Annotated in this window: 16 protein-coding genes (1 of these 16 running past the window's edge); 10 read left to right on the top strand and 6 right to left on the bottom strand. The window is 69.0% G+C overall.

What is annotated here, in order from left to right; translation table 11 throughout:
* Window positions 1-33: 33 nt before the first annotated feature.
* A complete protein-coding gene (locus tag DM194_RS13915; protein WP_111068193.1) occupies window positions 34-744 on the bottom strand; it encodes a TetR/AcrR family transcriptional regulator in 711 nt (236 codons plus the stop codon).
* Window positions 745-938: 194 nt separating this feature from the next.
* Here DM194_RS13915 and DM194_RS13910 point away from each other — a divergent pair, with 194 nt between their 5' ends.
* From DM194_RS13910 to DM194_RS13890, 5 genes are read left to right on the top strand one after another with little or no spacing between them, the layout of a single operon-like run.
* Window positions 939-1,718 carry a glucose 1-dehydrogenase gene (locus tag DM194_RS13910; RefSeq protein WP_111068192.1) on the top strand — a complete coding sequence of 260 codons (780 nt, stop codon included), beginning with the start codon at window positions 939-941 and terminating at the stop codon, window positions 1,716-1,718.
* Between the two features lie 16 nt (window positions 1,719-1,734).
* Window positions 1,735-2,931 carry an acyl-CoA dehydrogenase family protein gene (locus DM194_RS13905; protein ID WP_111068191.1) on the top strand — a complete coding sequence of 399 codons (1,197 nt, stop codon included), beginning with the start codon at window positions 1,735-1,737 and terminating at the stop codon, window positions 2,929-2,931.
* The gene (locus DM194_RS13900; RefSeq protein ID WP_111068190.1) at window positions 2,928-3,974 is read left to right on the top strand and encodes a phosphotransferase family protein; all 1,047 of its coding nucleotides are present in this window, start codon (window positions 2,928-2,930) and stop codon (window positions 3,972-3,974) included. Before DM194_RS13905 ends, DM194_RS13900 begins: the two co-directional genes overlap by 4 nt.
* A complete protein-coding gene (locus tag DM194_RS13895; RefSeq protein WP_111068189.1) occupies window positions 3,971-4,384 on the top strand; it encodes a DUF6285 domain-containing protein in 414 nt (137 codons plus the stop codon). The genes DM194_RS13900 and DM194_RS13895 overlap by 4 nt, the downstream gene beginning before the upstream one ends.
* Entirely contained in the window at window positions 4,381-5,094 is a 714-nt protein-coding gene (locus tag DM194_RS13890) for a histidine phosphatase family protein (protein WP_111068188.1), read from the top strand. Before DM194_RS13895 ends, DM194_RS13890 begins: the two co-directional genes overlap by 4 nt.
* 23 nt (window positions 5,095-5,117) lie before the next feature.
* Here the strand turns inward: DM194_RS13890 and DM194_RS13885 are convergent, their stop codons facing one another.
* The 3 genes from DM194_RS13885 to DM194_RS13875 all read right to left on the bottom strand — a co-directional run bounded on the left by DM194_RS13885 (window position 5,118) and on the right by DM194_RS13875 (window position 9,875).
* Window positions 5,118-5,444 carry a hypothetical protein gene (locus DM194_RS13885; protein WP_111068187.1) on the bottom strand — a complete coding sequence of 109 codons (327 nt, stop codon included), beginning with the start codon at window positions 5,442-5,444 and terminating at the stop codon, window positions 5,118-5,120.
* A 74-nt stretch (window positions 5,445-5,518) separates the two neighbouring features.
* The gene (locus DM194_RS13880) at window positions 5,519-8,824 is read right to left on the bottom strand and encodes a bifunctional diguanylate cyclase/phosphodiesterase (protein ID WP_162630032.1); all 3,306 of its coding nucleotides are present in this window, start codon (window positions 8,822-8,824) and stop codon (window positions 5,519-5,521) included.
* 388 nt (window positions 8,825-9,212) lie between these two features.
* Window positions 9,213-9,875, bottom strand: a complete 663-nt coding sequence (locus DM194_RS13875; protein ID WP_111068185.1) for an HAD family hydrolase — start codon at window positions 9,873-9,875, stop codon at window positions 9,213-9,215.
* 391 nt (window positions 9,876-10,266) lie between these two features.
* Here DM194_RS13875 and DM194_RS28700 point away from each other — a divergent pair, with 391 nt between their 5' ends.
* Window positions 10,267-13,647 carry a PAS domain S-box protein gene (locus DM194_RS28700; protein WP_246024399.1) on the top strand — a complete coding sequence of 1,127 codons (3,381 nt, stop codon included), beginning with the start codon at window positions 10,267-10,269 and terminating at the stop codon, window positions 13,645-13,647.
* Here DM194_RS28700 and DM194_RS13860 read toward each other — a convergent pair.
* Window positions 13,644-15,404, bottom strand: coding sequence for a hypothetical protein (locus tag DM194_RS13860; RefSeq protein WP_111068184.1), 1,761 nt, complete (start codon window positions 15,402-15,404; stop codon window positions 13,644-13,646). The genes DM194_RS28700 and DM194_RS13860 overlap by 4 nt on opposite strands.
* 478 nt (window positions 15,405-15,882) lie before the next feature.
* Here DM194_RS13860 and DM194_RS13855 point away from each other — a divergent pair, with 478 nt between their 5' ends.
* The 4 genes from DM194_RS13855 to DM194_RS13840 are packed head-to-tail and all read left to right on the top strand — an operon-like array spanning window position 15,883 to window position 19,742.
* Window positions 15,883-16,890, top strand: a complete 1,008-nt coding sequence (locus DM194_RS13855; protein WP_111068183.1) for a sulfate ABC transporter substrate-binding protein — start codon at window positions 15,883-15,885, stop codon at window positions 16,888-16,890.
* 3 nt (window positions 16,891-16,893) lie between these two features.
* Complete coding sequence (gene cysT / locus DM194_RS13850) at window positions 16,894-17,796, top strand: sulfate ABC transporter permease subunit CysT (protein ID WP_111068182.1); 903 nt, start codon at window positions 16,894-16,896, stop codon at window positions 17,794-17,796.
* A complete protein-coding gene (cysW, locus tag DM194_RS13845) occupies window positions 17,786-18,673 on the top strand; it encodes a sulfate ABC transporter permease subunit CysW (protein ID WP_111068181.1) in 888 nt (295 codons plus the stop codon). Before cysT ends, cysW begins: the two co-directional genes overlap by 11 nt.
* Before the next feature lie 31 nt (window positions 18,674-18,704).
* Window positions 18,705-19,742 (top strand): sulfate/molybdate ABC transporter ATP-binding protein, encoded by a 1,038-nt coding sequence (locus tag DM194_RS13840; protein ID WP_111068180.1) that lies wholly within the window; start codon window positions 18,705-18,707, stop codon window positions 19,740-19,742.
* Between the two features lie 3 nt (window positions 19,743-19,745).
* Here the strand turns inward: DM194_RS13840 and DM194_RS13835 are convergent, their stop codons facing one another.
* Window positions 19,746-21,355, bottom strand: partial view of a monovalent cation:proton antiporter-2 (CPA2) family protein gene (locus tag DM194_RS13835; protein WP_111068179.1) — the 3' portion only. The gene runs 88 nt beyond the window's last position; only the last 1,610 of its 1,698 coding nucleotides appear in the window; its start codon lies off the right edge, out of view; it ends in the stop codon at window positions 19,746-19,748.

Here is a 21,355-nt window from a genome sequence, read left to right as displayed (position 1 = left end):
GCAATCCGGGCGGCGACCGCTTTTCCTTGCGGATCAGCGCCCCGCCGCCTGGACCCTCCTCGATCCCACCGCCGCCTCGACGAAGGCGATCATCTGCTCGGCGTAGAGATCCGGGGTGACGCCGCGGCGGCGGTGCTTGGCGCGCTTCACGTACCAGTCCTGCAGCATCGGCTTGATCAGCGCCGCCGCCATCGTCACGTCCGGCACCGCGAACAGCCCGCGGGCCACGCCGTCGGCCAGCGCGTCGGCGATCATCGATTCCGTCATCATCTCGCTGCTGACGGCGAGTTCGCGGCCCTCCTTGGGAAAGGCCTTCGCCTCCATATAGGCGAAGACGAACCAGGGGTGCATCGCCTCGGTGAGATAGAGGTGCGTTTCCAGCAGCCAGCGCAGCCGGCCGGCGGGATCGGCCGCGAGCGCTTCCGGCGGCCGGCCCAGCACCACCTCCACCACGCCGACGACCTGCCCCAGGATCATCATCAGCAGCGTGTCCTTGCTGTCGAAATAGGCGTAGAGCGCCCCCATGCTCAGCCCCGACTGTTCGGTCAGGTCGCGCAGGCTCATGGAATGGAAGCCCTTGCGGTTCGCCAGCGTCAGGGTCGTCTCCACGATGCGCGCCAGATTGCCGATGGCGACCGCCGGTTTCTTCACCCGGATGGTCGCGGCATGGCGTTCCAGGATGCGGGCGCACAGCGCCTCCATCGACAGGTCGTGCCGGGCCTGGAACTCCTGAAAGCTGCTCATGCGGTCTGGTCCAATCGTTCGTGACGCTAATCGTTCTTGCACAGGACGGGGCTTCAGGGATATAAAGCGAGCGCTCGCTCGATTTTTCAAGGGCGCTGTTCGAAGCGTCCGCGGCGGGGCCCAAGGAAAAATCCAACCACCGCCGATCCACGGCCCAACCAAGGCCCAACCACGGCCCAAACTCGGGAGGAAGCATGAGCTTCACCATCGACCTGACCGGCAGGACGGCGCTGGTCACCGGCGCGTCGAGCGGCCTGGGCCGCCATTTCGCCGGGGTTCTGGCGCAGGCGGGCGCCCGCGTGGCGCTGGCTGCCCGGCGCACCGACGCGCTCGCCGAGACGAAGGCCGCCATCGAGGCCGCGGGCGGCACCGCCCTGGTCGTCGCGATGGACGTCACCGACTCCGCCTCCGTCTCCGCGGCGGTCGCTCAGGCCTGGGACGGGCTCGGCCGCATCGACATCCTGGTCAACAATGCCGGCGTGACCGCCACGCGCCCCTTCCTCGACATGAGCGAGGAGGAGTGGGACCGGGTGGTCGACACCAACCTGACCGGCTGCGCCCGCGTCGCCCGCGAGGTGGCGCGGCGCATGCGCGACGACGCGCAGGCCGGCGGGCGGGGCGGGGCGATCGTCAACATCGCGTCGATCCTCGGCATGCGGGTTGCCGGCCAGGTTTCGTCCTACATCGCCGCGAAGGGCGGGCTGGTGCATCTGACCAAGGCGATGGCGCTGGAACTGGCCCGCTACGGCATCCGCGTCAACGCGCTGTGCCCCGGCTATGTCGAGACCGAGCTGAACGCCGACTTCTTTGCCAGCGATGCCGGCAAGGCGCTGGTCAAGCGCATCCCGCAGCGCCGGCTCGGCCGGCTGGCCGATCTGGACGGCCCGCTGCTGCTGCTGGCGTCGGACGCCGGCGCCTACATGACCGGATCGGTCCTCGCCGTCGACGGCGGCCATCTGGTGTCCTCCCTGTAAAGAACGGAGCCGTTCCATGGACTTCACCCTTCCCCCGGAGCTGGACGACTACCGCCGCCGTGTGCGCGCCTTCGTCGAGGAGGAGATCCTCCCGGTCGAGGCCGACCGCGCCAACTGGGACGAGCACGAGAACATCGCCGATGCCCCGCTGGCGGCCTTGCGCGCCAAGGCCAAGGCCGCCGGGCTGTGGACCCTGCAGCTGCCGAAGGACGTCGGCGGGCAGGGGCTGCCGATGGTCGGGGTCGCCGCCTGCTACGAGGAGATGAACCGTTCCATCTTCGGGCCGGTCTGCTTCAACGCCGCCGCCCCCGACGACGGCAACATGCGGCTTCTCAGCATGGTCGGCACGCCGGCCCAGAAGGAGCGCTGGCTCGCCCCCATCGTCGAGGGCCGGGTGCGCAGCGCCTTCGCCATGACCGAACCGCATCCCGGCGGCGGCTCCGACCCGTCGATGATGATGACCAGGGCGGAGCGCAAGGGCGACCGCTGGGTCGTTTCGGGCCGGAAATGGTTCATCACCGGGGCCGACGCGGCGCAGCACTTCATCCTGATGGCCCGCACCTCGGACGATCCGCGGAAGGGGCTGACCGCCTTCCTGTTCGACAAGGACCAGCCGGGCTGGCGCATCGAACGCCGCATCCCGATCATGGGGCCGGAAGAACATGGCGGCCATTGCGAGCTGATCTTCGAGGGGCTGGAGATCCCGGACGAGAATGTGCTGATGAAGGTCGGCGACGGACTGAAGGCGACGCAGATCCGCCTCGGTCCCGCGCGGCTGACCCACTGCATGCGCTGGACCGGTCTCGCCAAGCGCTGCCTGGAGATCGCCGCGGCCTACGTGAAGGAGCGCGAGAGCTTCGGCATGCCGCTGGCCGAGCATGAGGGCGTGCAGTGGATGCTGGGCGAGACGGCGATGCAGATCGAGATCGGCCGCCTGCTGACCATGAAGGCGGCGCACGCGCTGGACAGCGGCAGCTTTGCCCGCAAGGAAGTGTCGATGGCCAAGGTCCAGGTCGCCGACACGCTGTTCAAGGCGGCGGACACGGCGATCCAGCTCTGCGGCGCGCGCGGCTATTCCAAGGACACCGTGCTGGAATGGATCTACCGCTACGCCCGGCAGGCCAAGCTGGTCGACGGCGCGTCGGAGGTCCACAAGATGGTGCTGAGCCGCAGCTATCTCGCCGAGGGCGACGATTTCTGGGGCTGGCGATGAGCGGCGGCGGGACCGGCCTGACCGCGGAGCGGAAGGCGGCGCTGGAGTCCTGGCTGGCCGGGCAGGCCGGGGCCAGGGCCGTGACGGTGATCGATGAGGGGCGTCTCAGCGGCGGCGCCATCTCGCTCAATCTGGCGGTGACGCTGGAGATCGACGGGGGGCGGCTGGACGGCCGCCATGCCTGCGTGCTGCGCACCGGCTCCGCGTCCGGCGTGTCGGCCAGCCTCGGCAAGGCGCAGGAGGCGGCGGTCCTCGGCGCCGTATTCGCCACTGGCGCCACGGTGCCGGAACCGCTGTTCGTCGGCGCCGACCCGGCGATGCTGGGCGCGCCCTTCTACATCATGCGGCGGGCGGCGGGCATCGCCGCCGGCTTCCGCATCGTCAAGAGCGACGCGCCGCAGCGCGATCTGGCCCGCGAACTCGGCCGGCAGCTCGGCCTGATCCATCGTGTGCGGCCGGGGACGGCGGGGCTGGAGTTCCTGCCGCTGCCCGAGCCGACGCCGGCGCGGCAGGCCGCCCATGATTTCCGCCATTGGGCCGGGCGCTATGCGGCGACCGATCCGGTGCTGGCCTACGGCCTGCGCTGGCTGGAGCGCAACGCGCCGCCCGCCGGCGATCTCGTGCTGTGCCACCGCGACTACCGCACCGGCAACTACATGGTCGAGGACGGCCGGCTGTCCGCCATCATCGATTGGGAGTTCGCGGGCTGGTCCGACCCGATGGAGGATCTCGGCTGGTTCTGCGCCGCCTGCTGGCGCTTCGGCCGCAACGACCGTGAAGCCGGCGGCATCGCCGACCGCGCCGATTTCTATGCCGGCTACGAGGAGACCGCCGGCCGTCCCGTGGACCCCCATGCCGTCGCCTATTGGGAAGCCGCCGCCTGCATGCGCTGGGCGGTGATCGCGATCCAGCAGGCCGACCGCCACATCTCCGGCACCGAACCGTCGCTGGAACTGGCGCTGACCGGGCGGATGCTGCCGGAGATCGAAATGGACCTGTTGCTGCACCTGGACGCCGTCGCGGCGCGCGGAGGTTTCGTATGATCAACGACGATCCCAAGGCCGGCGACCTCGTCGCCATCGCGCTCCGCAGCTTCCGCGAGTCGATCCTGCCGGTGATCCCGGCCGACCAGCGCTTCACCGCGCTGATGATCGCCAACGCGCTCGGCGTGGCCGAACGCGAGCTGGCGGCCGGCGGCAAGGGCGAAGCGGAGCTTGCCGACGCGGTGGGCAGACTCATCGATGCCAAGGGCGATCTGCGGGAACTGCTGCCCCGGCTCTGCACCGACATCGACGGCGGAGGGTTCGATTCCCCCGAACGGCAGGCCGCCCTACGGGCGGTGCTGAAGGACATCACGCGGGCAAGGCTGGCGGTGAGCAATCCGAAGCGGCTGGCGGCGGAAATTTCGAAGCCCGCGACGCCGAAACCCGAAACGCCGGGACCGGGGCGATGAGCCTGTTCGCCCCGCTGGACGGCACCGTCGCGCGGCGGCGCCTCTACCTGCTCCGCCACGGGCATGTCGCCTATTACGATGCCGACGGCAAGCCGCTGAACCCGAAGCTGGCCGCCCTGACCGAACGCGGGCGGGAGGAGGCGCGGGCGGCCGGTGCGCTGCTCTCCGCCGCGCCGCTCGACCGCGTGTTGTGTTCCGGCCTCGCCCGCACGCGGCAGACGGCGGAACTGGTCGCCGAACCGCATGGGCTGGCCGTGGAGGACCATCCGGCCTTCCTGGAAATCCGCGCCGGGCGGCTGGCCGGCGTTCCGAAGGAGAGCCGCGAAGCCGCCTATGTCTACGGCTTCGACGCAGCCAGCGAAGAGGGAAGCTTTGCCGGCGGCGACGGCTTCGCGGCGGTTCGCGACCGGGTGGTGTCGGCCATCGAGGCGCTGGTGCGCGAACCGGGCTGGACCCATCTGGCGCTGGCCGCCCATGACGGCGTGAACCGCATGCTGCTGTCCTGGGCCTGCGGGGCCGGCCTGTCCGCCCTGTCGGCCTTCGAGCAGGATTACGGCTGCATCAACATCATCGACGTCGATGTGGCCGACGGCCGCGTGCTGCGCCGGCTGATCCGTAGCGTGAACCTGACCCCCGGGAACCCGGCGAAGCTCGGCCTGCACCGCACCAGCCTGGAGGAGGCCTTCGGCCCGCTGCTGGATTTGGACTGACGGCGATGCCCGCCCGGCATCCGTCAGTGCCGGGCCGCCTTGTGGTCGCCGTGCTCCCGCTTCTCGGCGGTGTCGCGGCCGATCAGTTTGTTGAAGTTGGAGCCCTCCTCGTAGAGCAGCGCCAGCTTGGAGTCCTCGAACTGCCGGAAGAACTCGTTCCAGTCGATCTCCTCCAACTCGCCATGGTTCGACTGGCGGGCCTTGGGGAACATCAGGCGCAGCAGGCCGACACCGGTCTTGCGGTTCCGGCCGCCGCTTTCATCATGGGTGCTGCGGACGACGGCGGGCTTGCCGCCGTGGCTTTCGGCCCAGCGGCGGATCTCGTCGTGGTCGGTGGTGGTCTTTGCCATGGGTATCCTCCGGGGCGGCGTCCTGGCGGGAAGCGTTCCCGTACCAGAACAGCCGGCGCCGGAAGGCGTTGCGGTCAGCCGCCCCTCTGAAGTCGGGCGCCCTGAAGCCGATCGCCCTGCAGTCGGCCACCTTGCAGCCGGCCATCCTGCAGCCGGCCATCCTGCAGCCGGCTGATCAGCGCCGGCACCTCCGCCGCTGGGATCGGGCGCGAGAGGTGGAAGCCCTGCGCCTCGTGGCAGCCCAGCCGCCGCACGGCGTCGAGCTGCGCCCGGTCCTCCACCCCTTCGGCGGTGATGACGATGCCGAGGTTGCGGCCCATGCCGGCCACCGCCTGCACCACGGCGGTGGAGCCGGTGCAGCGCGGCAGGTCGGCGACGAAGCTGCGGTCGATCTTCACCTTGTCGAAGGGGAAGCGGCAGAGATAGCCCAGCGCCGAATAGCCGGTGCCGAAATCGTCCATGACGATGCGGGTGCCGAGCGCCCGCAGCTCGCGCAGGGTGTTGAGGTTGGTGTCGTCGTCCTGCAGCAGGACGGATTCGGTGATTTCCAGCTCCAGGCGGCCGGGGGCGAGGCCGGTGTCGGCCAGGGCGTTGCGCACCGCCTCGACCAGCCCCTTGTTGCGGAACTGGACGGAGGAGACGTTGACGCTGATCCCGATCCCGTCCGGCCAGCGCATGGCCTCGCGGCAGGCGGTGCGCAGGGCCCATTCGCCGATGGGGGCGATCAGGCCGGTTTCCTCCGCCACCGGGATGAAGTCGGCCGGGCTGATCAGGCCGAGCCTCGGATGGCGCCAGCGGATCAGCGCCTCGAAGCCGCGGATATGGCCGTCGTCGGTGGCGATCAGCGGCTGGTAGTGCAGTTCGAACTCGTCGCGGCGGAGGGCGTCGTGCAGGCCGAGCTTCAGGTCGTGGAAGGCCTTCAGCCGTTCCGCCATCTCCGGCGCGAAGAAGCGGTGGGTGTTGCGCCCGTCGGCCTTGGCGCGGTAGAGCGCGATGTCCGCCGCCTTTATCAGGGTATCGGCGTCGGTCCCGTCGCGGTGGGACAGGGCGATGCCGATGCTGGTGCCGGTCTGGATCTGGGCGCCGTCGATGTCGAAGGGCTGCGCCAGGGCGGAGACGATGCAGCGGGCAAGCTCCTCCGCCTCGCCCGGTCCCCACAGGCCGGGCTGGAGAATGGCGAATTCGTCGCCGCCGAATCGGGACACGAGGTCGGCCGGGCCGATGCAGCCGCGCAGCCGGTCGGCCACCTGCCGCAGCAGCGCGTCGCCGGCCGGGTGGCCCAGCGTGTCGTTGACCGCCTTGAACTGGTCCAGGTCGATGTAGTGGACCGCCATCACGCAATCCGGCGTCGCCTCGCGCAGGGACTGCTCCAGCCTTTCCTGGAAATCGAGGCGGTTGGACAGGCCGGTCAGCGAATCCAGCCGGGCGAGACGCGCGATCTTCTCCTGCGCGGCGCGCCGTTCCTCTTCCATGCGGCGGCGTTCGGTGACGTTGCGGAAGAACACCGACAGGCCCTGCGCGGTGGGGAAGGCATGAATCTCCGTCCATTCGCCGAGCGCCGTGAGGAACTCCTCGAAGACCACGGGGCGCTGCTCCACCATCGCCTTGCGGAACAGCGCGCGGGCGTCGGTCTGCTGCGGGAAGGCGGCGAAGAAGTCGTCGCCCAGCCGGATGCCGCAGCCTTCATGGATGATGGCGGCGGCCGGGTTGCGGTAGGTGATGCGCCAGTCGCGGTCGACGAACACCACGCTGTCGGTCGTGCTCTCCAGCACCCCGGACAGCAGGGCCGTGGACTCGTCGGCCTTCTGCCGGGCCAGTTGGATGTCGGTGATGTCGCGGGAGATCGCCAGCAGCCGCTGCGGCCGTCCATCGGGGCCGGGCAGGGGGCAGATGAGGTTGTCCCACCATTTGGGCGTGCCCTTGGCCGTCGGGCAGAAGCCGATGAAACGGGCGGTGACGCCTTGCCGCGCGGATTGCATCGAAGCCCGCAATTGCGTCCGCCGGTCCTCGGGCCAGAAGGATTCCCAGGGCCGGCCGTTCACGCTGCCGAAGCCGTCGAGTTCCATCAGGGCGATGCCGGGGATGCTCATGAAGGTCAGCCGCCCCTCCATGTCCAGCACCTTGACGCATTCCGGCGTGTTGTCGAGGATCTGGCGGGCGAAGGCCTCGCTCTCGCGCAGGGCGGCTTCCGTCAGCTTCCGTTCGTGGATGTCCTCGGTGGAGCCGTACCAGCGCACGACCCGGCCGGCCGCATCGCGCCGGGCGGCGGCACGACCGCGGAACCAGCGATAACTGCCGTCGGCCATGCGGATGCGCTTTTCATGGTCGATCCGAACGCCAGTCGCCATGGCCTCGGCCCAATTGTCCATGGTGCTCCCGAGGTCGTCGGGGTGGACGGCGCCCATCCAGCCCTGCCCCAGCGTCTCTTCGTGGGTCAGGCCGACCAGGGCGCGCCAGCGCGACGAAACCTCAAGAAGCTGGCCGTCGGCATCGAGCGTGAAGGGGAATTGCGGGTTCAGCTCGACCGAATGGCGGTAATGGTCCTCGCTCTCGCGGAGCGCATCCTCGGCCAGACGGCGCTCGTGGATGTCCTCGTCGGTGCCGTACCAGTGGAGGATGCGGCCATCCCCGTCGCGGTGGGCGGAGGCGCGGCGGCGGAACCAGCGATGGCCGTCGCCGCCTTGCGCCTCTTCTCCGGTGACGCGCAGGCGCAGGTCGATTTCAAGCGCTGTGCCGCTATTCAGCGCCACGGCCCAGGCGGCGGCGAAGGGCGCGCGGTCGTCGGGGTGGAGTGCGGCGCTCCAACCTTCGGCGGTGGCGTCCTGCCCGGCATCCTGCCCGGTCATCTGCCCGGCGGACAGGCCGATGCGGTCGCGCCAGCGCGGCGTCGTCATCGGCGTGCCGTCGGGGTCGCTGCTCCAGGGATAGAGGTTGCTCTGCTCCAGCGTGTGGCGATGCCAGTCCTCGAACCGCCGGAGGTCGGCCTCGCGCCGCCGGTGTTCGGTGCGATCCTCCACGATGCAGAGGAACTCGGCTCCGTACTCGTCGATGTGGGGGTGCAGCGCGGCGACCAGCACCGCGTCGGTACCGGTCAGCGGGATGCCCTCGACCACCGTACCCGCCAGGACGGCCGGCAGGGCCATGCGCAATGCGTCTTCCGCCTCCGGCCAGAGGCCGGCCAGCGAAACCCCTGCCGCCGAGGAGGAGGGCAGCCCCGCCATTGCGCCCATGCGCCGGTTCATCCGCAGACAACGGAGCTGTCGGTCGAGAAAAGCGATCCCCACCGGAAGCGCGTCGTAGACGGCATCCGCCGGAGCCGGCTTGCGGTGCGGATGCCGGTCGGACCCGGCGGTCAACTCGGCGGTCAGGGCTTGGTGCATTGTTCCGGGTCGAAAGAGGATGAAAATCGTTGGCACCAAAGTGCCAGGGCTCATCCTTATTCGTGAAGCACCCAAGAAAACGTTAATGATCTATCCAGGGTGACAGTAGTCGCTGACGATCAGGGTATGTTGTTCCAAGGATGTTCTGCGGAGGATGTTCTGCGGGGGCGCCGTGGAGTCCAGCACGATGTTATTGGTGGAAACCCTGATATTTTGCGGATGCCACGAACCGCATGATGGCGGATCGACCCTCCGCTGCCATTCCTCTGCCGCCCTTCCCCCCGCCGGCCTTCGCCGCCCAGCCCATGGACGAAGGCCGGACATGCGCCCGGCGGGGATGGGGCGGCCGGCGCCGTGAACGATGGCCGCCCCATCCCGGGCGGCGCGCTCAGGCGCGGCCCAGCACCGTCGCGATGGCGCCTTCCAGCGCGGTCAGGTCGGGTTCGATGTGCGTGCCGGCGGGGAAGACGTTCTCCGCACCGGGACGGACGACGCCGATGAAGGGCAGGCCGTTGGTCTGCGCCGCCTCCAGGTCGGTCAGGGCGTCGCCGACGAAGACGCTGCGGGTGGCGTCGATGCCGTGGCGGTCGATCAGGTCGGCGACGACGATGGTCTTGTGGCGGGGGCTGCCGGCGACCTCGGCGAACAGCGGCGTCCAGCCACGGCGCTCCACGATCCGCCGCAGTTCCGTTTCCGGGGTGCCCGAGGCGATGAGCAGCGGATGCCGGTCGCAGTGGCGGCGGATGAAGTCGAGCGCGCCGGGGATCTCCTCGCAGGCGGTGACGGCGTCCTCCACCATCCCGCCGACGCGCCTGACCATCTCCTCGATCCGCTCGTCGTTCCGCGACAGGCCCAGCACCACCTCATCGAAATGGCGGAGCATCTGCCCCCGGGGCAGCCCGCCGTTGCGGTGGTAGAAATCGGCGATCGCCCGGTCCACTTCCGGGCCGTGGCCGCGGTACAGGCTGAGAAAGGCTTCAAGCTTGATCGCGTTCGATTCGACGATCACACCGTCGAAATCGAACAGGACCGCTTGGCAGGGCAAGGTCATGTCCAGGTCCCGTTTGCAGGTCTTGATAAGGGGGAAGCGTCCGCAGGACGGAAAAGGAAGCCGCCGGCCAGAATAGCACGGCGGGCCTCAAGTCCGAGAGGAGCATCCGGAAGCCGCCCCATGGAACGGTCACTGGAAGCGACCGCCCGGTCGAACATGAGGCAGGCTGCGGCACCGATTGCAATATATTAATATGCTCGTGCCTTGGAAAGCCTCGTTCGTCCGCGTTCTCCCCCTCGACACAGGCGATAACCCGAACGGGGCTGACGATTGGACAGCTACCTCGGCACCCCGCCGGCATGTGATAAATGGATGCTTCGACTCTTATCGATTGCTTGCTTGTGATGGACGCCCAAGGCTGCCCGAAATTCGCCAACGCCGGGCCTCGCCGGTGAAACCGTCATCCGACCTTGCCGTGCCGCCCGCCTTCCTGACCGGAGCGGGCGAGGTGAGCGCGCTCATGCGCCGCCATGACTGGGATGCGACGCCACTCGGCCCGCCTGCCGGCTGGCCGCCGGAGCTGCGTGCCGCGGTCGGCCTGATGCTGCATTCCAGGCAGGCGATGTTCATCGGCTGGGGGGCGGAGGTCACCTTCCTCTACAACGACGCCTATCTGGAGATTCTCGGCGCCCGGCATCCCGATGCGCTGGGACGGCCGATGGCGCGGGTATGGTCGGACGTCTGGCCGCAGGTGCAAGGTTTCGTCCGTCAGGTCCTGGACGGCGAAGCGCTGAGGCACGAGAACTGGACGGTGCCGCTGGAGCGCAACGGTCATCGGCAGGACGCCTACTTCACATTCTCCTACACGCCGATCATGGATGCGGCCGGCGCGGTCGGCGGCTTCCTCTGCATCGTGACCGAGACGACGACGATTGTGCAGGCCCAGCGGCGCATGGCCTTCCATGTCGAGCTGGAGCACCGCCTGCGGGAGCTGTCTGACCCGCTCGACGTGGTGGTCGCGGCGGCGGAGGCGGTCGGGCGGCATCTCGGCGCCAGCCGCGTCGGCTATGGCCGGGTGGATGATGGCCCAGTGGATGAAGGCCAATTGGACGATGGCGAGCGCTTCTTCACCATCGAACGCAACTGGACCGATGGTACGGTGGGATCCCACCCCGGCACGCATGACCTGATGAGCTTCGGGGAACCCGTTCTGGCGGCGTTGCGCAAGGGGGAGACTCTGGTCATCCACGACGCCGCCCGCGACCCGCGCACGGCGGCGCCGGAGCGGCGGGCGGCCTTCGAGGCCCTGGAATTCAACGCCGTCATCGCCGCCAGCCTGGTGAAGCAGGGACGGATGGTCGCCGCGCTCTACGTGCACAACCGGACCCCGCGGCAGTGGCGCGACGACGAGGTCGAGCTGGTCAGGGAGGTGGCGGAGCGCACCTGGTCGGCGCTGGAGCGCGTGCAGGCCGAAGCCGAGCTGCGCCGCGTCAACCGCCAGCTTCGGGCGGAGGGGGAGCGGATCCGCGCCCTGTTCCGGCAGGCCCCCGGCTTCATGTATGTCTGGCGCGGTCCCGACCATGTCTTTGAGATGGCGAACGATGCCTATTTCGACCTGATCGGCGGCCGCGACATCATCGGGAAGCCGGCACGGCAGGCGCTGCCGGAGGTGGTCGGTCAGGGCTTCTTCGAACTGGCCGACCGGGTCTATGCCACCGGCGAACCCTTCGTCGGCGAGGGGATGCGCACGAGGCTGGCGCGGCGGCCCGGCGCGCCGCTGGAGGACCGCTTCATCACCTTCGTGTTCCAGCCCATCCGGGACGACAAGGGGCGGGTCACGGGCATGTTCGTCCAGGGCAACGACGTGACCGGGATGAAGCGCACCGAGGACGCGCTGCGCGAAAGCGAGCAGCGGCTGCGGATCGCGCAGGATGCCGGCGGGGTCGGCACCTTCGAACTGCGCGAGGACGGGATGCTGGCGGTGTCGCCGGAATTCTGCCGGCTGTGGGGTATCGAGCCGCGGCCTCTGGTTCCGCTGGCGGAGTTGGTCTCCCTGATCCATCCGGCGGACCGGCCATACTTGCCGACGCTTCACCCCGGCCGCGTGCCGTCGGAGGGGCTGGGCTATGTCGAATACCGCATTCTCCGGCCCGGCGGCGGCGAACCGCGCTGGATCGCGCGGCGCGCGCAGGCGATCGCCCATGCCGGGCCGCAGGGGGACGGGGGCGAGGTGCGGGTGCTGGGCGCCTGCTACGACATCACCGACCGCAAGCGCGCCGAGGAGGCCCTGCGCGAACTGAACGCGACGCTGGAACAGCGTGTGGCCGAGCGTACCGCCGACCGCGACCGCATGTGGCGGCTATCGACCGACATCATGCTGGTCGCGCGCTTCGACGGCACCATCACCGCGGTCAACCCGGCCTGGACCGCCCTGCTGGGCTGGCAGGAGGGGGAATTGCTGGGCACCGTCTTCCTCGACTACGTCCATCCCGACGACCGGGAGGCGACGGGGGACGAGGCGGGCCGGCTGGCATCGGGCCTGACCACCAGGCGGTTCGAGAACCGCTATCGCCATCGGGACGGATCCTACCGCTGGATTTCCTGGACCGCGGTTCCCGACGACCGCTTCATCCACGCGGTCGGCCGCGACGTGACGGCGCGCAAGGAGGCCGCCGCCGCCCTGCACCGGGCCGAGGAGCAGCTGCGGCAGGCGCAGAAGATGGAGGCGGTCGGCCAGCTGACCGGCGGGGTCGCGCATGACTTCAACAACCTGCTCCAGGCGCTCAGCAGCTGCCTGACCATGATCGGCCGCCGCACCGCGGAGCCGCGGGTGACGCCGCTGCTGGAGGCGGGGATGCAGGCGGTGGAGCGCGGCAGCAAGCTGGTCCAGCAGTTGATGGGATTCGCCCGCCGCGACAGCCTGCGCCCGGAGCCCATCGACCTGCGCGACCGGGTTCTGGGCATGGCCGGCCTGCTGGAGCGCGCGCTGCGCGCCGACATCCGGGTGGAGACCCGCTTCGCCCCCGACCTGCGCCCGATCGAGGCCGATCCGACCCAGTTCGAGCTGGCGCTGATCAACATGGCGGTGAACGCGCGCGACGCGATGCCCCAGGGCGGCAGCCTGACCATCGCGGCGGAAAACGCGACGCTCCAACCCGGCGACCCCACCGGCCTGGACGGGGAGTTCGTGCGCCTGTCGGTCAGCGACACCGGGACCGGCATGCCGCCGGAGGTGGTCGCCAAGGCCTTCGACCCCTTCTTCACCACCAAGGAGGTCGGCAAGGGATCCGGCCTCGGGCTGGCGCAGGTCTATGGGCTGGCCCGGCAGGCGGGCGGCACCGTCTGGATCGACAGCCGGCCGGGGCAGGGCGCCACCGTCACGCTTCTTCTGCGCGCTTCCGCCCAGTCGCCGCGGGTGTCCGCCCCGCCGCCCCGCATCGCGATCCAGCGCCGGGATGCCGCGCGCGTGCTGATGGTGGAGGATGATCCGGTCGTCGCCTCCTCGGTTTCGGCGGCGCTGGAGGATGCCGGCTGGATCGTCCTGCGCGCCGCCACCGCGGACGAGGCGCTGCCGATGCTGGCCGGCGGGGAGCGCATCGACCTGCTGTTCTCCGACGTCGTGATGCCCGGCCGGCGGAGCGGCATCGACCTTTGCCGCGAAGCGATCGCCCTGCGTCCCGGCCTGCCGGTGGTGCTGACGACCGGCTACAGCGAGGACGTGGCGCGTACCGAAGGCATCCGGGTGCTGCCGAAGCCCTACCGCATCGACAGCCTGCTGCAAGCCCTGGACGAGGCGCTGGCCGGAGCGACCCCGTCGGCTGAGGTGGCCTAGACGAGTCCGGCGCTGTTCCCGACCCGCCGGCGCCACTGGTCTTCATAGCGCCGGCATTCCGCCGCGGCGGAAGGGTCGCTGCCCATGGCGAAGGTCCAATAACCGATCTGGAAGGCGATGTAGCAGGGCAGAAGGAATTCCAGCAGCCGCCGGTCCAGCCCCACTCCGGCGTCCACCGCAAGGCACAGGGCGCCGGACCGGGCATCGGACAGGTCGAATTCCACGATGCTGCCGGCCACGTCCCAGGCGATGTCCTGGCAACCGATCAGGTCATGGGCGGCGGCATGGTCCAGCGCATCGGCCTTCATCAGGCGCCCGTCCGGCAGCCGCAGCCATTCCCAGCGATGCAGCCGGTTGTCGGTGACCACACGCCGAACGGCGCTCTCCAACCCGGCGAGCCTGTCCGGCGTCCAGTGATCCAGCGCTGCCGCGGCATCCGGGTCCAGTGCCTCCGCGACATTGGTGCGGGCCATGGTCAGCAGGTCGGGCAGGGCGGCGCCGGAGTCCGGAGGGGCCGGAAGATGCCGGGCGCGGAAGGCGAGATAGCCGGCGAGGCGGTTGACGGAGTCCGGCGTGATCTGGGTCTGGGGGTGGGTCAGCGGACGGGCGTCCTCCAGCCAGCGTTCGGCGAGGAAGCCATGGCGCAATCCCGCCGGTTCGGCGGTGAAGCCGGCGGCATGGAGCGCGCTGGCGCGGTGCAGAACGCCGTCCCCGGCAGGGCCGAGGCCGGCGAACTTCAGCAGCCAGGGGCCGCTACCGGTGCGCAGAAGGTATTTCCGGCGCTCCTGCCGTGGATTGGCCGGCAAGGCGAGTGTGGAATCGTGCAGCCGCCGCCATGCCCCGCCCGAGAGGTCTTCCAGGGGGGCCAAGGCCGGGCCGAGCAAATCCTCGAACCAGCGTTCCAGCGGCGGGAACGGCCCCTCGCCCGCGCGGAACAGCGACTCGAAATCGACCACCGGGCGCGCTGCGGCGGCCCAGCGCCGGCGGTGCGGTTCGGAGGCCTGGGGGCCGAGGTCGCCGCCATGGCCGGGCAGGAAGGCGATCCGGTCCGCGCCGACCCCTTGCGATTCCAGCCAGTCGGCCACGGCGCCGAAGGAACTGCCGGACAGCCCCGGCCCTTCGTCCGCGATGACGTAGTGGGCCTTGGGATCGGCCAGCATGGCGGCGCGCAAACGGTTCGAGATCCGCAGCTCCCGCCGGAACGGATGGCCCACCGGGCGCAGCGTTATCGGTGGACGGGACTTCAGCGCCACTGCCGCCAGGGCCGCCAGTCCGGTGCCGATGCTGCGCAGCCCGATGACCACCGGGGCGTCGGTGAACCGCGGCGGCAATCTCGCCGCAGCCTCGAGATAGGCTTCGGGATAAAGGCTGTAGAAGGCATGTCCCTCGGCCCGACGCATGCGGATCAGCTCCGGCAGGGGGAGAGCGGCCAAGCTGTCCAGAGGGCGCGGGTCGAGCGGAGTCGTGGCATTTCGCCGCTCCAGCGACCGCCAGGACCAGGCAACCCGATGGGCGAGGTCCGTGACGACTGCCATGGCCGCCTGTTGAACCGGCGTGGAATCATCCTCGCCGACACTGTGGAATTCCGAGTCGGCAAGGCCCTGAGCCAGTTCCGCCGCTTCGATGAACAGCGTCACCAGGGCGCCATGCCGTTCCGCTCCGGGGGCCAGCCGGTCGGCGCCGGCTAGTCCCTGCTTCAGTCCTGCGATGATGCGGCGGGGAGTCCCGCAAGTATCGCGATCGCCATAGACCAGCATGGCTTACTCCCCGCCGGCCGCGGTCACCAGGTTGGGAAGAACAGCAGCAACAGAGTCATGAACGCGAGGATGCCGAGAATTGTCCACATGGCGGGGCGGCCCAAGCCCCGCGAAGTGCCGGCTTTCGGGAGTCCAGTGCCTACTTTCCGATAAGGGCCAGCCATCGTGTGCGCTCCTGAAATTGTCGATCTGTCGGTAATCAACAGGGAGATGCCGGCAAAGTTGCAGGTATCGGATGCGGTTCCCCATCCGGCGCAGGTTCCGCCAGGCTGCGCCGAACGAGGTCGCCGGAAGAGCTTTCCGCTTTAACGCCAACGGGTTGATTGAGTTTCGCGTTTTTCCCGTAGACGGATGCGAAAAAACCACTTCCCAAGCGCACCACCAGTGGGCAAACTCTACACAACAAATAGAAAACAAATCGAAGATACCACGAAAGGAATTCGTGGAATTTAGGAGCTACCCAAGGAGGACCCCTGCCATGTCGCTTCGTCGTCTGACCCTTCTCGCCGCCGGCCTGACGCTGGCTTGGCTGGGTGCTGCCGCTGCCGATTCCAAGGACTCGCTGCTGAACGTGTCCTACGATCCCACGCGGGAATTTTATGTCGAGTTCAACAAGGCGTTTGCCAAGAAGTGGGAAGCGGAAACCGGCCGCACCCTGAACGTTCGCCAGTCGCATGGCGGCTCCGGCAAGCAGGCGCGCTCGGTCATCGACGGCCTGGACGCCGACATCGTGACCCTGGCCCTGGGCTATGACATCGACGCCATCGCCGATGCCGGCCTGCTGCCGAAGGATTGGCAGAGCCGACTGCCCAACAACAGCGCCCCCTACACCTCGACCATCGTGTTCCTGGTGAAGAAGGGGAATCCGAAGGGGATCAAGGACTGGAACGATCTGGTGAAGTCCGGCGTCCAGGTCATCACCCCGAACCCGAAGACCTCCGGCGGCGCCCGCTGGAACTATCTGGCCGCCTGGGCCTATGCCCTGCAGACGAGCGGCGGCGACGAGACCAAGGCCAAGGAGTTCGTGTCGCAGCTTCTGAAGAACGTTCCGGTGCTGGACAGCGGCGCCCGCGGCTCCACCGTGACCTTCACCCAGCGCGAGATCGGCGACGTCCTGCTGGCCTGGGAGAACGAAGCCTACCTGTCGCTTCAGGAATTCGGCGCCGACAAGTTCGAGATCGTGGTGCCCAGCCTGTCGATCCTGGCCGAACCGCCGGTCGCCGTCGTCGACAAGGTCGTCGACCGCAAGGGAACCCGCAAGGTGGCCGAGGCCTACCTGCAGTTCCTGTACACCCGTGAAGGTCAGGAGATCGCGGCGAAGAACTATTACCGCCCGCGTCTTCCGGAACTCGCGACCCAGTATGCGGGACGCTTTGCGGATGTTAAGCTGGTCACCATCGACCAATTCGGGGGCTGGCGTGCCGCGCAAGAGAAGCATTTCTCCGACGGTGGTGTCTTCGACCAGATCTTCCAGAAGGGGCGCTGACCTATGGTCTCCGCTGCCGACAACGACAGCGCTCTGGCCGGAAAGGGGGGGGCGGTGACGGTCCGCGCCCCCGTTCCCCTCTTCCGGAAACCCAGCGTCATTCCGGGCTTCGGGCTGACGCTGGGCTTCACGCTCACCTATCTCAGCCTCATCGTGCTGATCCCGTTGGCCGCCCTGATCCTGCGGTCCAGCAGCCTCGGCTGGAGCGGATTCTGGGCGGCGGTCACGACGCCCCGCGTCATCGCGGCGTTCGAGGTCAGCTTCGGATTATCGCTGGTCGCCGCACTGATCAATGCGGTGTTCGGCTTCCTGGTGGCCTGGGTGCTGGTGCGCTACAACTTCCCCGGCAAGCGGCTGGTCGACGCGCTGGTCGATCTGCCCTTCGCCCTGCCGACCGCGGTGGCCGGCATCGCGCTCAGCGCGCTCTATGCTCCGAACGGCTGGCTGGGCAAGCCGCTGAACGAGCTGTTCGGCCTGAAGGTGGCCTTCACGCCGCTGGGCATCGCCATCGCGCTGACCTTCATCGGCCTTCCCTTCGTCGTCCGCACGGTGCAGCCGATCCTGCAGGATCTGCCGGCGGAGGAGGAGGAGGCCGCGGCCTCCCTCGGCGCCTCCCGTTTCCAGACCTTCCGCAGCGTGATCCTTCCGGCGGTCCTGCCGGCGCTGGTGACCGGCTTCGCGCTGTCCTTCGCCCGCGGCGTCGGCGAATACGGGTCGGTCATCTTCATCGCCGGCAACATGCCCGGCCTGACCGAGATCCTCCCCCTGCTGATCGTCATCAAGCTGGAGCAGTACGACTATGCCGGCGCCGCCGCGGTCGGCACTGCGATGCTGGGCGTCTCCTTCCTCATGCTCCTGATCCTCAACCTTCTGCAGCAGTGGATGAGGTCGCGCCATGCCCGTTGATACCAGCATTTCCGCGCCGGTCTCCATCCCGGTGCCGCCCGCCCAGTCGGCCCTGACCGAACCGGCCTGGGTCCGTGCCGCCCTGATCGGGGGAGCCCTGCTGTTCCTGGCGCTGTTCCTGCTGCTGCCGCTCGTCGCGGTGTTCGTGGAGGCGCTGCGCCGCGGGTTCGACGCCTATTGGACGGCGCTGATCGAACCGGACGCCATCGCCGCGATCAAGCTGACGCTGATCGTCGCCGCCATTTCGGTGCCGGCCAACCTGGTGTTCGGCGTCGCCGCGTCCTGGTGCATCGCCAAGTTCGACTTCCGCGGCAAGAACCTGCTGATCACGCTGATCGATCTGCCCTTCTCGGTGTCGCCGGTGATTTCGGGCCTGATCTATGTGCTGCTGTTCGGCATGAGCGGGCTGCTCGGCCCCTATCTGCGCGAAATGGGCATCCAGATCATCTTCGCGGTGCCGGGGCTGGTGCTCGCCACCATCTTCGTCACCTTCCCCTTCGTCGCGCGCGAACTGATCCCGCTGATGCAGGAACAGGGCACCGACGAGGAGGAGGCGGCGCTGGTGCTGGGCGCCTCCGGCTGGCAGACCTTCCGGCGGGTCACGCTGCCCAACATCAAATGGGCCCTGCTCTATGGCGTGCTGCTGTGCAACGCCCGCGCGATGGGGGAATTCGGCGCCGTGTCGGTCGTTTCCGGCCATATCCGGGGCGAAACCAACACGATGCCGCTGCATGTCGAGATTCTCTATAACGAATACAATTTCGTCGCCGCCTTCGCGGTCGCCTCGCTCCTGGCCATGCTGGCCCTGGTCACGCTGGTCGTTAAGACCGCGCTGGAGTGGCGATTCGGGGAAGAGCTGGCGGCGTCCCGGCACTGATCGCCGGATTCTTGAGAGGAATACGCGACCCATGGGGATCCAGGTTTCAGGCATCACCAAGCGCTTCAGCGATTTCACCGCCCTCGACGCGGTCGATCTGGAGGTGAAGTCCGGCGAGCTTCTGGCCCTGCTCGGCCCGTCCGGCTCGGGCAAGACAACGCTTCTCCGCATCATGGCCGGGCTGGAAAGCCCTGATGCGGGCGGCCTTCTGCTGAACGGGGAGGAGGCGCTGGGGCTGAAGCCGCGCGACCGGCAGGTCGGCTTCGTCTTCCAGCATTACGCCCTGTTCCGTCACATGACGGTGTTCGAGAACGTCGCCTTCGGGCTGAAGGTGCGGCCACGCGGCCAGCGTCTGGGCAGCGCCCAGATCCGCCAGCGCGTGAACGAGCTGCTGGAGTTGGTGCAGTTGTCGCCCTTCGCCGGCCGTTACCCGGCGCAGCTGTCGGGCGGCCAGCGCCAGCGCGTGGCGCTGGCCCGCGCTCTCGCCATCGAACCGAAGGTCCTGCTGCTGGACGAGCCCTTCGGCGCGCTCGACGCCAAGGTCCGCAAGGAGCTGCGGCGCTGGCTGCGCAAGCTGCACGACGACATCCACATCACCTCCGTCTTCGTCACCCACGACCAGGAGGAGGCGCTGGAACTGGCCGACCGCGTGGTGGTGATGAACCAGGGCCGGATCGAGCAGATCGGCACCCCGGCGGAGGTCTACGACCACCCGGCCTCCGCCTTCGTCTACGAATTCCTCGGCCAGGTGAACCGCTTCGACTGTACGGTGGAGGGCGGCGTCGCCCATGTCGGCGGCGGAACCCTGACGATCCCGACCGAAGGCGGCGTGCAGGGACCGGCGGTGGCCTATGTCCGGCCGCACGACCTCGGCGTCACCCCGGCCTCGGCCGGTCCGGCGCGCATTTCCGGCATCCATGTCGTCGGCCCCGATGCGCGGATCGAGATCGACCTTGCCGGTCTGGCGCTGGAGGCCGAGATGGACCGCGAGCGGCTCGCCACACTCGGCATCGTCGCCGGCGACCGCTGCGCCGTCCATATCGACCGGGCGCGCGTCTTCGCCCGGTAAGGCTCAGTCGGTGCTCTTCCTGTCGGCGAGCGCCCGGTAATTGCCGTCGCGGTGGGCCTTCAAACTGAGGTCGACCGCGCCGGTTTCCACCCTGGCGCTGCGCAGCACGAGTCCGGCGAGCTGCAGGCTGGCCTCCATCGTTTCCGGCACGATGGCGGTCGCTCCCGCCCCGGCCAGCGCGGCGCTTTGCCCCAGGTCGTGGGCGCGGGCGATGATCGGCAGCGTCGGCGCCGTGGCGTGGATCGCCTCCACCGCGCGGTGCGCGGCGTCCGGCCGGTTCAGCGTGATGACGGCGGCCCGCGCCCGCTCGATCCCGGCGGCCCGCAGGACGCTGCCCTGGCTGGCGTCGCCGTAATAGACCGGCAGCCCGTCATGCCGCGCCGCGGCGATGCGCTGCGGCTCCAGGTCCAGCGCGACATAGGCGATGTCGTGTTCGGTCAGCAGCTTGGCGACCGCCTTGCCGACGCGGCCGTAGCCGCAGATCAGCACATGGCCTTTCATGTCGCTGGTCTCGATGCCGAATGCCTCGGCTCCCATCCGGGCCTCGATGAATTGGGCGAGCCGCTGGGCCAGGGCGCCGACGGCCGGCGTCACCGCCATGCTCAGCGCGACCGAGGAGGACAGCAGCAGGCCGGTGCGCCCGTCCAGCACCGACAGCCCGACCGCCTTGCCGATCAGCACGAAGGCGAATTCGCCGCCCTGCGACAGCAGCAGGCCGATCCGCAGCGACGTCGCCAGCGCCAGGCCCGACAGACGGCAGATCAGGAACAGCAGCAGGCTCTTGCCGACCAGCAGCGCGGCGGTGATCGCGGCGATGGTCCCTGCCTCCGCCGTCATCGCCGGCAGGTCCAGCGACATGCCCACGGTCATGAAGAACAGGCCGAGCAGCAGGCCGCGGAACGGTTCGATGTCGGCTTCAACCTGATGGCGGTAGGCGGTGTCGGCCAGCAGCATGCCGGCCAGGAAAGCGCCCAGCGCCATCGACATGCCGGCCTCGGCGGTCAGCCAGCCGACCGCCAACACCACGAACAGGTTGGTGGCGGTGAACAGCTCCGGATTGCCGGCCGATGCGATGAAGCGATAGGCCGGGCGGACGACGAAACGGCCGAGCAGCATGATGGCGACGATGGCCGCCACCGCCTTGACCGTGGCGAGGGCCAGGGCGAGCGGGATGCTGGCATTGGCGTCCGCCAGCAGCGGCAGCAGGGTCAGCAGCGGCACCACAGCCAGATCCTGGAAGATCAGGACGGCGACCGAGATGCGGCCGAAGCGGGCGACGGTCTCCCCACGCTCGACCAGCAGCTTCAGCACCGTGGCGGTGGAGGAGAAAGCCAGCATGCCGCCGACGATCAGCGCCGCTTCCGGCGTCAGGCCGAGCCACCATGCGACGAGCCCGATGGCGGCGCTGGTCAGTCCGACCTGCATCAGTCCCAGGCCGAAGATGTAATGCCGCATCGCTCGCAGGCGTGAAACCGGCAATTCCAGCCCTATAGCGAACAGCAGGAACACGACGCCGAATTCCGACAGCACCTGCGGCACCGCCAGATCGACCACCGGCCCCGGCGTATGCGGACCCAGCATGGCGCCGGCGACCAGATAGCCCAGCACCGCCG

Origin of the sequence: Azospirillum ramasamyi (genome assembly GCF_003233655.1) — a bacterium.
Lineage (GTDB): Bacteria > Pseudomonadota > Alphaproteobacteria > Azospirillales > Azospirillaceae > Azospirillum > Azospirillum ramasamyi.
Note: the sequence above shows the minus strand (reverse complement) of the source record. Positions and strands in the feature narration are given on the sequence as shown.

Excerpts from the sequence above, each read along its gene's own strand:
- DM194_RS13910 (WP_111068192.1), top strand. The coding sequence starts at position 939 with ATGAGCTTCACCATCGACCTGACCGGCAGGACGGCGCTGGTCACCGGC.
- DM194_RS13855 (WP_111068183.1), top strand. The coding sequence starts at position 15,883 with ATGTCGCTTCGTCGTCTGACCCTTCTCGCCGCCGGCCTGACGCTGGCT.
- cysW (WP_111068181.1), top strand. The coding sequence starts at position 17,786 with ATGCCCGTTGATACCAGCATTTCCGCGCCGGTCTCCATCCCGGTGCCG.
- DM194_RS13905 (WP_111068191.1), top strand. The coding sequence starts at position 1,735 with ATGGACTTCACCCTTCCCCCGGAGCTGGACGACTACCGCCGCCGTGTG.
- DM194_RS13875 (WP_111068185.1), bottom strand. The coding sequence starts at position 9,875 with ATGACCTTGCCCTGCCAAGCGGTCCTGTTCGATTTCGACGGTGTGATC.
- DM194_RS13900 (WP_111068190.1), top strand. The coding sequence starts at position 2,928 with ATGAGCGGCGGCGGGACCGGCCTGACCGCGGAGCGGAAGGCGGCGCTG.
- DM194_RS13840 (WP_111068180.1), top strand. The coding sequence starts at position 18,705 with ATGGGGATCCAGGTTTCAGGCATCACCAAGCGCTTCAGCGATTTCACC.
- DM194_RS13890 (WP_111068188.1), top strand. The coding sequence starts at position 4,381 with ATGAGCCTGTTCGCCCCGCTGGACGGCACCGTCGCGCGGCGGCGCCTC.
- cysT (WP_111068182.1), top strand. The coding sequence starts at position 16,894 with ATGGTCTCCGCTGCCGACAACGACAGCGCTCTGGCCGGAAAGGGGGGG.
- DM194_RS13880 (WP_162630032.1), bottom strand. The coding sequence starts at position 8,824 with ATGCACCAAGCCCTGACCGCCGAGTTGACCGCCGGGTCCGACCGGCAT.
- DM194_RS13860 (WP_111068184.1), bottom strand. The coding sequence starts at position 15,404 with ATGCTGGTCTATGGCGATCGCGATACTTGCGGGACTCCCCGCCGCATC.
- DM194_RS13895 (WP_111068189.1), top strand. The coding sequence starts at position 3,971 with ATGATCAACGACGATCCCAAGGCCGGCGACCTCGTCGCCATCGCGCTC.
- DM194_RS13885 (WP_111068187.1), bottom strand. The coding sequence starts at position 5,444 with ATGGCAAAGACCACCACCGACCACGACGAGATCCGCCGCTGGGCCGAA.
- DM194_RS13915 (WP_111068193.1), bottom strand. The coding sequence starts at position 744 with ATGAGCAGCTTTCAGGAGTTCCAGGCCCGGCACGACCTGTCGATGGAG.